This is a genomic window from Pseudomonas zeae, from assembly GCF_014268485.2.
Taxonomy (GTDB): Bacteria; Pseudomonadota; Gammaproteobacteria; order Pseudomonadales; family Pseudomonadaceae; genus Aquipseudomonas; species Aquipseudomonas neuropathica.
In genome coordinates this window covers 1,248,255-1,260,639 of the sequence record NZ_CP077090.1, presented here as the reverse complement: position 1 = coordinate 1,260,639, position 12,385 = coordinate 1,248,255, and the positions used below count along the sequence as shown (strand labels likewise).

The following is a 12,385-nucleotide window of genomic DNA, read 5'->3' as shown; positions in this document are numbered from 1 at the left end:
CCTGAACGTGCTTCACCGAATCCATAATCGAGAAAGGCTTTGTATCCAATCTCATAATCGATACGGTCTTTCAGGTCGACGTACCTCTTCAGACACCTCGGTCAGCCCCCTCTCCCTCTGGGAGAGGGCTGGGCGGGCGGCGTTCCGATGAGGGTTAGCTTTTGATCTTCAAACCGGCTGCAACTTCTGTTCAAAAACCGCCACCCCATTCAAATCCCGCAACACCACACTCATCTCCCCACTCCCCCCTTCAATATTCACCTCGCCAAAAAACTGAAACCCGGCAAACGGAGAAGTGTTTTGCGCCGGCGGCGCTTTCTCGAACACCACCTCCGGGCCAAAGGTTTTATCCAGTGGATTAGGCCCGAAACTCCCGGCGTTCAGCGGCCCGGCAACAAACTCCCAGAACGGTTCGAAATCCTGAAACGCCGCCCGATCCGGGTGATAGTGATGCGCCGCGCAGTAATGCACATCTGCCGTGAGGAAGACAAAATTGCGCACCTGCTGCGCACGCAGATAGCCGAGCAATTCGGCGATTTCCACCTCGCGCCCCTGCGCCGGTCCCGGATCACCGTTAGCCACCGCTTCCCAACGCGCCACACCCGGACTGACCTCACCATCCGGCACGCCCAGACCGATCGGCATGTCGGCGGCAATGACCTTCCACTGGGCTTTGGATTTCTTCAAGCCGTGCTTGAGCCAGTTCAGTTGCTCACGCCCCAGGAACGGTTTCGCCGCGCCGAGGTTGTCGTCATTGGCGCCGCGATAACTGCGCATGTCGAGCACGAACACATCGAGCATCGGCCCATAACTCAACTTGCGATAAATCCGCCCGCCACCGTCAGCGGCCTGCAAACGCATCGGTGAATATTCCAGCCACGCCTTGCGTGCACGCCCGACCAGGGTGTGGATATCTTTCTCCTGGTAGCGCTCATCAAGCTGCTTGCCCGGCGACCAGTTGTTGACCACTTCATGGTCGTCCCACTGCCAGATCTGCGGCACCTCGGCGTTGAAGCGGCGAATGTTTTCGTCCATCAGGTTGTAGCGGTAATTGCCGCGATAATCGTCGAGGGTCTGCGCGACTTTGCTCTTGGCTTCGGTGGTGAGGTTGCGCCAGATGCGACCGTTTTCCGTGGTGAGCTGCGCGGGTACCGGGCCGTCGGCGTAGATGGTGTCGCCGCTGTGGATAAAGAAGTCCGGCAGGCGCAGACGCATGGCTTCATAGATGCGCATGCCGCCGATGTCCGGGTTGATGCCGAAGCCCTGGCCGACGGTGTCGCCGCTCCAGACGAAACGAATATTGCGCCGCGCCGTCGGAGCGCTGCGCAGGTGACCCAACCACGGTTCGCTGGCGACGCCGGTGCGCGCGTCCTTGAAATACACCCGATAGAAAATCGCCTGATCGGCGGGCAGCCCGGTCAGTTCAACGCGGGCGGTGAAGTCGCTGCGGGCATCGGCCAGCGCCGAGACCACCCGGCGCGGGTGACGAAACTGGCTGCGGGTGTCCCACTCGACCACCATATGCGCGGGGCGATCGCTGCGGCTCCAGATCATCGCGCGGTCGCCTTGCAGGTCGCCGGACTGCACGCCGTCGGTCAACTGCGGGCGATCCTTGACCGACGCAATCACCGCCGGCGCCAGGCTTGGCATCAGCAGACCGGCACCAACGACTTGCATGACACGCCGGCGACCGGGGTTGAAATCGCTCATGGTGTTCTCCCTGAAAAAAGGAAAACTTAAGCACGCCTATATGAACTCGCCATGACACCAGACACACCGCAGAACCAATTGTAGGAGTGAGCCTGCTCGCGATATCGGTATATCTGCCAACATTCATGTCACTGACAGACCGCTATCGCGAGCAGGCTCACTCCTACAAGGGATTTGTGTTTTCAGTTAAGCCTTCGCCGGTTCCAGCGCCAGCTCAACGGCTTCCGGGCGTTTGACCGTCGCATAGACCACAGCCGTCAAGAGGCTCCCCGCGACAATCGCCAGCAAATACAGCAACGCATGATTGATCGCATTCGGAATCGCCAGCACAAACAAGCCACCGTGCGGCGCCATCAGTTTGCAGCCGAAGTACATCGACAACGCGCCGGTCAGCGCGCCACCGGCGATGCTCGCCGGGATCACCCGCAACGGATCTTTCGCGGCAAACGGAATCGCCCCTTCGGAGATAAAGCACAGCCCCAGCACGAAGGCAGCCTTGCCGGCCTCGCGTTCAGTCTGGGCAAATTTGCGCCGCGCAATAAATGTGGCGATGCCCAGACCAATCGGCGGCACCATTCCTGCGGCCATGGTCGCGGCCATCGGTGCATAACTCTGCGACGCCAACAGACCTACCGAGAACGCGTACGCGGCTTTGTTGATCGGCCCGCCGAGGTCGACGCACATCATGCCACCGAGCAGCACACCGAGCAGAATCGCGTTGGTGGTGCCCATGCTGTCGAGGAAATGCGTGAGCGCCCCGAGCATGCCGGCGACCGGTTTACCGACCACGTAAATCATCACCAGACCGGTGATCAGGCTGGCAAACAACGGGATGATCAGAATCGGTTTCAGCGCTTCGAGACTTTGCGGCAAGGCGACATATCGACTGATAGCTTTGGCCGCATAACCGGCGATAAACCCGGCGATGATGCCGCCGATAAACCCGGCGCCCAGCGTACTGGCAAGCAAACCACCAATCATCCCCGGCGCCAGGCCCGGACGGTCGGCGATCGAGTAAGCGATGTAACCAGCCAGCAACGGCACCATCAACTTGAACGCCGTCTCACCGCCGATCTGCATCAGCGCAGCGGCCAACGTGCCTTCTTCCTTGAACGCGGTGATGCCGAAGACGAACGACAGCGCGATCATCAAACCGCCGGCCACGACCATCGGCAACATGAATGACACGCCGGTCAGCAGGTGTTTATAGATGCCGGTTTTCTCTTGCCTGGCCGGTGCCTTGCCGCCACTCGCGGCGCTTTCCACAGCGCCTTCGGCCAAGGCTTTTTTCAGCGTGGCTTCGGACTGTTTCAAGGCGATCCCGGTGCTGCAGCGATAGATCTTCTTGCCGGCAAAACGCTCGGTGGCGACTTCGATATCCGCCGCCAGCAACACCACGTCTGCTTCGGCAATCGCCGCTGCGCTCAACGGGGTTTTCGCGCCCACCGAGCCTTGGGTTTCGACTTGCAAGTCATAGCCCAGGCGCTTAGCAGTTTGCTGCAAGGCTTCGGCGGCCATGAAGGTGTGGGCGACACCGGTCGGGCACGCGGTGATGGCGACAATGCGCGGTACACGCAGCGCATCAGTCGCCGGTTCAGCCTCACTGGCAACGTAAACTTCTGCCTCTTCAGCACCACGACGCAGCACCGCCTCGACATCTTGCAACGCCTGCGCCGGGGCGATCTGGAACACCCGTTTGCCGACAAAACGCGTCATGTCGATCGCGCCTGTGGCGACCAGCAAAACCCACTCGGCCGCGGCAATCGTCGCCGCCGACAATTCGCGTTCCGGGTGCGCCGCATCGACCACTTCCACGCTGGTGCTCCAGCCCTGACGCTGCGCCGCCGCATCGAGCAGACGCGCGCACAGCACACTGGTGACCATGCCGTTCGGGCAAGCCGTAACAATGGCTAATTTCATGACAAACCCTCTTATTGTTCTGTCAGGGGACGCACGCGCACGCCCTGTTCGAGCTGCGCCAGTTGCGCCGCATCGTTGATGCCAAAACCGATCTGGGTCACCGCCATCGCCGCAATTGCGGTGGCCGTGCGCAGGGTTTGTTCAGGTGTGTCGGCGCTGAGCAAACCGTGGAGCATGCCGGCCAACAGCGAATCACCAGCACCGACCGTGCTGGCAACGCTGACCTTCGGTGGCGTGGCGTGCAGTGCCGAACCGACGCTGAACCAGTTCACGCCATCAGCACCGTGAGAAATCACCACGTGCTCGATACCTTGCGCATGCAAGCGCGCCGCTGCTTGCGCTTCCGCCGCGTGGGAAACCACGTCGCAACCGAGCGCGTCGGCGAGTTCTTCGGTGTTCGGTTTGATCAGCCATGGACTGGCTTTCAAAGCTTCGCGCAATGCTGCGCCGCTGCTGTCGAGAGCGACTTTCAGACCGAGCTGATTGAGCCGTTCGATCAACTCGCGCAACCACTGCGCCGTCACGCCACGCGGCAAACTGCCAGCTACCACCACCGCATCGTGACCCGGTGCAATCTGCACCAGTCGATCGAGCAACGCTTGCTGCGCGGCGGTATCGACCACCGGTCCAGGGCCGTTGATGTCGGTGATGCGGCCACTCTGTTCAGCGACTTTGATGTTGCTGCGCGTCTCGCCCGGCACGCGGATAAACGCGTCGACAAAACCACGCTTGGCGAACAGGGTTTCGAACGCTTGCAGGTTGTCTTCACCGAGAAAGCCGCTGACCGTCAGTTGATGGCCGAGGTCGGCCAGCACCTGCGCGACGTTCACGCCTTTGCCGGCAGCGTGGGTGTGCATCTCGTCGCTGCGATTGACCTGACCCGCCTCCAGGCGTGGCAGTTCGACGGTGAGGTCGAGCGCCGGATTGAGGGTCAGGGTAAGAATCTTGGCCATTACAGGGCCTCCACTAATGCGCGCACTTCGTTCGCGCTGCCCACGGCCAGGGCGTGTTGAGCAAGGGTTTGCGCCTGGGTCAGGCTGAGTTCGCGGATGCGCGCCTTGACTTCGGCAATGCTGCGACCGGAAACGCTGAGTTCATCGACACCGAGGCCGACCAGCACCGGCACCGCCAGCGGATCTGCCGCCAGCTCACCGCAGACGCCGACCCATTTGCCGTGGGCATGGGCCGCGCGCACGGTGATGTCGATCAGTTGCAACACCGCCGGATGCAGGCCGTCAGCCTGTGCCGAAAGCGTCGGGTGACCACGGTCGATGGCCAGTGTGTACTGGGTCAGGTCGTTGGTGCCGACACTGAAGAAGTCGACTTCCTTGGCCAGTACCGGCGCGAGCAGAGCGGCGGACGGCACTTCAATCATGATCCCCAGTTGCAGATCAGCAACCGGGATTTCCAGGCGCAGACGTTCGGTCATATCGCGGGCCTGACGCCACTCTTCGACGCTGCCAACCATCGGGAACATGATCCGCAGCGGACGGTTGTCCGCCGAACGCAGCAGGGCGCGCAATTGCGCTTCCATGATCTGCGGACGTTGCAGGGTCAGGCGAATACCGCGCACACCGAGGAACGGGTTTTCTTCTTTGGCAATCGGCCAATACGGCAGCGGTTTGTCGCCGCCGACATCCAGCGTGCGCACCACCAGCGGACGACCGGCGAGGCCATCGAGGACGCGGCGGTATTCGGCTTCTTGCGTGGCTTCGTCGGGCGCTTGCGGATGGGCCATGAAAATCAGTTCGGTACGCAGCAGGCCAATGCCTTCGGCGCCCTGCTCCACCGCACTGATCACGCCCGCGCTTTCGCCGATGTTGGCGAACACTTCGACCGCGTGACCGTCGGTGGTGTGTGCCGGTTGATGGCGTTGTTCGGCGGCAATCTTCAAGCGTTGCTCACGGGTGTCGCGTTCTTCGGTGGCGCGTTGCAGGGTCGCCGCATCGGCGTCGACGTGCAGGCGACCGCGTTGGCCGTCGAGCAGCAACGGTGTGCCCGGCGCCAGCAACAACACCGCTGCGCCAGCGCCGACCAGCGCTGGAATCCCGAGAGCACGCGCAACGATTGCACTGTGCGCCGTGGCGCCGCCGCGCGCGGTGAGAATCCCCGCCACGCGCACCGGATCCAGCCGCGCGACATCGGACGGACCGACCTCGTCCATCACCAGAATGTACGGTTGCTCAGGCTCGCTCGGAGTTTGCACGCCACACAGTTGCGCCAACACGCGACGACCGACATCACGCAGGTCCGCCGCCCGTTCGGCGAGCAACGCGTCGTGTAGCGATTCCTGTTGTTTGGCCGCCGCTTCGATCACCGCCATCCACGCCGCTTCGGCGCTTTCGCCTTGCTTGAGGCGGGTGTCGACTTCATCGGTGAGTTCCGGATCGTCGAGCATTTCCTGATGGGTGATAAAGATCTCGCGGATGGCTTTGGCTTTGCTGCGTTCGATCAGGCCCTGAATGTCACCGCGCACGTCGCTGAGCGCTTGCTTGAGACGTTCGCGCTCAACGGCGGCGGACTCGCCGCGCAGCGGGTAATCGATGGTTTGCTGCACCTGAATATGCGCAGGCCCGATGGCAATGCCAGGGGCTGCCGGGATCGCCTGCAACTGAGCGCCGGACGCCGGGGCGATCAGCACTTCGGCGATGTCGGCAATGACCTCGCGCTGCTGGCTTACGGCTGGCAGCGGCTCGACTTCTTCGCCAAGTCCTTCTTCGATCGCGGCCAAGAGTGCCGGCAAGGCGTCAGCGGCGATGCTCGGTTCCGCGATCAACTCCAGCACCTGACCGCGACGGGCACCGAGGCTGAGCAGTTTGCTCAAGCTCTTCACCGACACGGCGCTGTCCTGGCCGTCGACGATGCGCACACGAATTTCGCCATCAAAACTCTTCGCCAACTGCGCAAGGATCTTCGCCGGGCGCGCGTGTAAACCATGGGCGTTGGCCAGGGCAATGCGTGCGCTCGGCCAATCGGCGGGCAATTCACCGCCGAGCACTTCAAGGACTTTACGGCTGCTGGTGGCGCGGCCCAGCTCATGGCCGCGACCTTCAATCAGCAACGCGCAAAGACGTTCAAGCAACGCCTGATGCGCTTCGCCAAGGCTGGCCAGACAGAACAGACCGCTGAGCGGTTGACCGAGGTAGCGCATCGGTTTGTCCGGCGTCACGAACGCCAGCCCCGGACGCTTCACGGTCTGCTCGCTGTGCAGCCACCACAGGCCATCGCCCAGCGGCAGCGCTTCGACTTGTTGCAACACACCGGCAAAACCGTTGCTCACACAATCGGCCTGACGCAACAGACGCGCGCCACGCCAGACCAGTTCTTCGAAATCGTCAGCCGACACGCCGAGGCCAATCATCTGTGCATCCAGCGCCAGCTCTTGCGGTGCGCCTTGCAGCAATTTCAGCAGCGCTTCGGGGGAACTGGCACGACGCAGAGCCTGGCCCAGATCGGTCTCGCCGAGGGCGCGGGTCAGCAGTTGCAGCAGGCGCAGGTGTTCGTCGGATTTGGCGGCAATGCCAATCGCCAGATAAACGATCTGGCCATCGCCCCAATCCACGCCTTCCGGGAACTGCATCAGGCGCACGCCAGTGGCGAACACCTGATCGCGGGTTTGCGGCGTTCCGTGGGGAATGGCAATACCTTGACCGAGAAAGGTCGAGCCCTGGGCTTCCCGTGCCTGCAATCCAGCGAGGTAACCGTCAGCAACCAGACCATCGGCCACCAGGTGTTGGGCGAGCAGTTGCAGGGCAGCGGGTTTATCCACAGCCGATTGGCCCATGGATATCTGCTCTATAGTGAGCTCGAGCATGCGATCTCCTTTTTGGCGCTTTATGAGTGCCAGGTATTGTTTTGGATGGTTTGCAGCTTAGGCGCTTTACCGCTTTGCTTTTCAGCGGCAGTTTTGGCGGTTTCACGGCAGAACCGGCCAAAGACGTCTAAAACGTAGAAAATACGCTTGCTGAAACGTTTAATCTAGATTGATCGGCACGTTACTCGATAATGTCCCATCCTTGAAGTCCAACTTGTCGGATGCGCTGCGACAATAGTCGCCTGCCCTAATCGGGTAGGATTGGCGAAAATGTCGCGGCAAGCTCGAAAAAACAAGGAAATCCCGGGTTGAAACTCAGTGATATTGCACGGTTGGCCGGAGTGTCCGTGACCACCGCCAGCTACGTCATCAACGGCAAGGCCGAACAGCAACGCATCAGCACCGCCACCGTCGAGCGGGTGCGCGCAGTGGTCGATCTGCACGGCTTCACGCCAAACCCACAAGCGGCCGGGCTGCGCAGTCGGCACACGCGCACGCTGGGCTTTATTCTGCCGGATCTGGAAAACCCCAGTTACGCGCGGATCGCCAAGCTGCTCGAGCAAGGTGCGCGGGCGCGCGGCTATCAATTGCTGATCGCCAGCTCCGACGATGCGCCAGACAGCGAGCGGCAGTTGCTGCAACTGTTCAAGGCGCGCCGCTGTGATGCGCTGATCGTCGCCAGTTGCCTTCCGACTGGGGATGACAGTTACCGCCAGTTGCAGGCCAAAGGCCTACCGATCATCGCCATCGACCGGGTCATGGAACCCGAGCATTTCTGCTCGGTGATCAGTGACGACCGCGAAGCCAGCCTGCACCTGACCCAGAGTCTGCTTGACCCGCAACCGAAGCAGATCGTACTGCTCGGCGCCCGTCCGGAACTGAGCATCAGTCAGGAACGTGCCGCCGGTTTCAAAGAGGCACTGGTCGACTTCAAAGGCGAAGTGCTGGTCGAACACGCCGAGTCCTTCAGTCGTGAGTGCGGCAAGCAATTGATGGAAGAACTCCTGCAGCGTTTGGGACATTTGCCGGATGCGCTGGTGACAACGTCCTACGTGCTGCTGCAAGGCGTGTTCGATGCGCTGCATGACTTCCCGCTGAAATCGCGGCCGCTGCGCCTCGGTACGTTCGGTGATACGCAGTTGCTGGACTTCCTGCCGCTGCCGGTCAATGCCATGGCCCAGCAACACCAGTTGATCGCCGACAAGGCGCTGGAACTGGCCCTGGCCGCTGTCGAGCAGTCGGAGTACAAGCCTGGCGTGCAGGCCATTGCGCGGACCTTCAAGCAACGTATTCACCGGGACTGAACCGTGGAGCTGATCGACAGCCACACCCACCTCGACTTCCCCGACTTCGACGCCGATCGCTTAGCGTTGCTCGCCGAAAGCCGCGCCCTCGGGGTGCGGCGGATGGTGGTTTTGGGCGTCTATGAGGGCAATTGGCAACGGGTGTGGGATCTGGTGCAGAGCGATGTCGATTTGTACGCGGCATTCGGTCTGCACCCGGTGTATCTCGATCAGCATCGACCCGAAGATTTATCGGCGCTCGGTGATTGGCTGACGCGATTGCGCGGTCATCGGCAATTGTGTGCGGTGGGCGAGATCGGTCTGGATTACTTCATCGAAACCCTCGACCGCGAGCGGCAACAGGCGCTGTTCGAGGCGCAACTGCAACTGGCCGCAGACTTTCAGTTGCCGGCGCTGATCCATGTGCGACGCAGCCACGCGGCGGTGATCGCAACGCTCAAGCGCTTCAAGCTCAAACGCGCGGGGATCATCCACGCCTTTGCCGGCAGCCGTGAAGAGGCGCGGGAATACATCAAACTCGGTTTCAAACTGGGCCTCGGCGGCGCTCCGACCTGGCCGCAAGCGTTGCGCATGCATCGGGTGCTGGCGGAACTGCCACTGGAATCGATTGTGCTGGAAACCGATTCACCGGACATGGCACCTGCGATGTTTCCCGGCCAGCGCAACAGCCCGGCGCACTTGCCGGCGATCTGCGAGGCGTTGGCCGGACTGATGAATATCAGCCCGCAACAACTGGCCACGGCCAGTACCGCCAACAGCTGCGAAGTATTCGGCTGGTAATCAGTCGGCGTGCGCCTTGGCCGCCTCCAGAATCAGCGTCAGGTGTTGCCGCTGGCGCGCGTAACGGACGACCACGAAGTACACAAAGATCGTGATCAGTGACGCGTTCAGTTGCTCAGTGACGCTAAGTAGCCCCACCCACTCCATCACCAACGCCACCAGCAGCGCGGTGCACACCGTCAACGAAGCGCTGAAACGCAGCAGCGCCAGTGAGTCGAGCGACTTGAAGCGCTTGATCTGTTGCGGGCATCGCAGCTCCAGCGCTTTCTGGCAATGCTCGCAGGTAAACGGTTCATTGATCGAGATGGCATTGAGCTGCCAGGGTTTGAGCAGCAGCGTGGTCTGGCAATGAGCGCAACGGCCCAGAACCCCCAAGGTTGCGGCAGACATGAGCGACATCCTCTATGCGAACGATTGGGTATGGATACTGGCTCATTGATGGGGAAATGCCAGAGCCTGGAGGGAAACAGGATTGGGCTTACGGCCGGAAGTGAAGAAGTACTACAAAGGGTTCTGACAAAACCCAAAACCCTGTGGGAGCGAGCCTGCTCGCGAAGACGGTTTATCAGGTGACAGAGATGTCACTGACAGATCGCATTCGCGAGCAGGCTCGCTCCCACAGTTTTTCGTGCGTGCCTCAGACGCGGAACGCGCTGATCAGCTGTTTAAGCTCCACCACTTGGGCTGACAGCGCCCGGCTGGCATCTTCGGTCTGATGCGCACCTTGCGCCGTGCGCTCGCCGGCACGGTTGATCTCGACAATGTTCTGATCGATGTCATGGGCCACCGCAGTTTGCTGTTCAACCGCAGCGGCGATCTGCTGGTTCTGATCGACGATCATACCGACCGCACCAAGGATGTTTTCCAGCGCCTGCTGGACTTTTTCCGACTGCCCCACCGTGCCATTGGCCATCTGATGGCTGACGCCCATGGCTTTCACGGCCGCCCCGACGCCGCCGTGCAGCTTGGCGATCATCTGTTCGATTTCTTCAGTTGATTGCTGGGTGCGTTTGGCCAAGGTGCGTACTTCATCGGCCACCACAGCAAAACCGCGCCCCTGCTCACCGGCACGCGCCGCTTCAATCGCAGCGTTGAGCGCCAGCAGGTTGGTTTGTTCGGCGATGCTTTTGATCACTTCCAGTACGCGGCTGATCGACTGACTGTCGCTGGCTAACTGGTTGATCACCAACACCGACTGGTCGATTTCGCTGGCCAGCGCAGCAATGCTGCCCTGCTGCGACTTGACCAGGCCACGGCCACTGATGGTCTCGTCATTGACGCTATGGGCGCTGCTCACCGCTGCCGCCGCACTGCGTGCCACCTCCAGTGAAGTCGCCGACATCTGGTTCATCGCCGTCGCCACTTGCTCGATCTGCGTGCGTTGCCCGGCGACCGCCTGATTGCTTTGCGCAGAGACGTTTTCAACCTGCCCGGCCTGGCGCTCGACCTCAGCGACAGTCAGACCTACGCGTTCGATCAAGTCGTGAATCTTCCTCACGGTGCCATTGAACACTTCGCCCAACTCACCCAATTCATCGCGACTGTTAGCCTTGAAGTTGACCGTCATGTCGCCGGCCGCGACCTTGTCCATCATCGCCCCGAGGCGTTTCAGTGTGGTGCGGGTCGAGGCGTAGAAACCGCCGTAGAGATAGAAAATCAGCACGAACACCACCGACAGCGCCACCGCCTGCAAGACCATGTGCGTGCGGTTTTGCGCCAGACGTTGCTGCAATTGAGTGTCGAGGAATTTCAACGTGGCTTCGTTGAGCTGGTAAGTCCGGTCGATCAGTGCGGTGACCTGATCGTAAAACGCCTGCCATGGCGCATCGAGGGTGTCGGCCATCACCACCTGTTCCTCGAACAGTTCGCTAGCCTGCTTCAGCGAGGCCTTGCTGCTGTCGGCCGCCGTGCTGAGGGTATCCCGCGCGGCTTTGCTCGAGCCGAGAGCGTCCTGCAGTTTCAGCGCGTACTCGGCCTGGAGTTTTTCGATCTGCACCAGCAACTCATCGAAACGCGTACTCGAAGAACTGTTGAGAAAACCCTGGCCCAATGAATACGAGCCCATGGCCCGACCTTCGCCAAGGGTTTGTGTGACGGTTGGGGTGATCAGGGTGACCAGTTCGCTGAGCTGACGGATGTCGCTCTGGTTGTCGCGGCTCAGGCCGGCCTGACTGGTGATGATCTGGCTGAAAATCTGCGCACTGGCGAGCACTTTGCTGATCAACGCGCTTTTGCTCTGCAGTGAGTTTTCCGCTTGCTGGGCCTTGAACGCGGCAATCATTTCATCGCGTTTACCGTCGAAGATCTGAATCTGCTCGGGATCGTCGGTCATCGCCGTCAGCCCTTGCAGCCGCGCCAAAACGGCTTGTTCGAGGGTGGTGATCTGCGCCTCGACGTTGCCGGCCTTGCCGGACTGGCCGAGGGTGACGTTGATCTGTACCAGATTGTTGAGCGTTTCCAGATCCCGACGCAGGGCCAGGCTACTGCCCAGCAGATCAAGGCTTTGCAGCTCGACCCGAGTGCCCTGGAATTCGCGATAGGAATCGCGCACCAGATAAAAATTGGTCACCAGCATCGGCACCAGAAACAGCACGCTGATCAGGCTGAACTTCATGCCGAAGCTCAGACGGTTCATCAGCGAGACGGCGGGATAGAGCAAGCTCTTCACTGGAAGTCTCCCTTGGTTTTTCTTGTTTTTATTGGCAGGCGCGGGGCGACAGCAGATAGCCACTATCGAGCGCCATCTCTGTATAGCTCAAATCGGAGGGAGGTTTTGTAACTTAAGGTTAACGAAAAAACATCGCAGCCTGCGGCAGCTCCTTCAGGAAATACACAATCCCTGTGTAGGAGCTGCCGC

8 protein-coding genes are annotated in these 12,385 nt (G+C 60.9%); 2 read left to right on the top strand and 6 right to left on the bottom strand.

The genetic code is table 11. The features are described from left to right. Positions 1-168: 168 nt before the first annotated feature. The 4 genes from HU754_RS05435 to ptsP all read right to left on the bottom strand — a co-directional run bounded on the left by HU754_RS05435 (position 169) and on the right by ptsP (position 7,444). Positions 169-1,710, bottom strand: coding sequence for an alkaline phosphatase D family protein (locus HU754_RS05435; RefSeq protein ID WP_186623088.1), 1,542 nt, complete (start codon positions 1,708-1,710; stop codon positions 169-171). A 186-nt stretch (positions 1,711-1,896) separates the two neighbouring features. Continuing rightward, on the bottom strand, positions 1,897-3,630 hold the full coding sequence (locus HU754_RS05430) for a PTS fructose-like transporter subunit IIB (RefSeq protein ID WP_186623086.1): 1,734 nt from the start codon (positions 3,628-3,630) through the stop codon (positions 1,897-1,899). 11 nt (positions 3,631-3,641) lie between these two features. Continuing rightward, positions 3,642-4,583, bottom strand: a complete 942-nt coding sequence (pfkB, locus tag HU754_RS05425; RefSeq protein ID WP_186623085.1) for a 1-phosphofructokinase — start codon at positions 4,581-4,583, stop codon at positions 3,642-3,644. Further along, complete coding sequence (gene ptsP, locus HU754_RS05420; RefSeq protein ID WP_186623083.1) at positions 4,583-7,444, bottom strand: phosphoenolpyruvate--protein phosphotransferase; 2,862 nt, start codon at positions 7,442-7,444, stop codon at positions 4,583-4,585. The genes pfkB and ptsP overlap by 1 nt, the downstream gene beginning before the upstream one ends. A gap of 308 nt (positions 7,445-7,752) precedes the next feature. Between ptsP and cra the strand changes: the two genes are divergently transcribed. Further along, complete coding sequence (gene cra / locus HU754_RS05415) at positions 7,753-8,748, top strand: catabolite repressor/activator (protein ID WP_099757977.1); 996 nt, start codon at positions 7,753-7,755, stop codon at positions 8,746-8,748. Between the two features lie 3 nt (positions 8,749-8,751). Next, the gene (locus tag HU754_RS05410; RefSeq protein ID WP_186623081.1) at positions 8,752-9,528 is read left to right on the top strand and encodes a TatD family hydrolase; all 777 of its coding nucleotides are present in this window, start codon (positions 8,752-8,754) and stop codon (positions 9,526-9,528) included. Here HU754_RS05410 and HU754_RS05405 read toward each other — a convergent pair whose 3' ends face one another. Beyond that, positions 9,529-9,918, bottom strand: coding sequence for a hypothetical protein (locus HU754_RS05405; protein ID WP_093435799.1), 390 nt, complete (start codon positions 9,916-9,918; stop codon positions 9,529-9,531). It lies immediately after the preceding gene. Between the two features lie 247 nt (positions 9,919-10,165). Continuing rightward, complete coding sequence (locus tag HU754_RS05400; RefSeq protein ID WP_186623079.1) at positions 10,166-12,196, bottom strand: methyl-accepting chemotaxis protein; 2,031 nt, start codon at positions 12,194-12,196, stop codon at positions 10,166-10,168. Between the last annotated feature and the right edge of the window lie 189 nt (positions 12,197-12,385).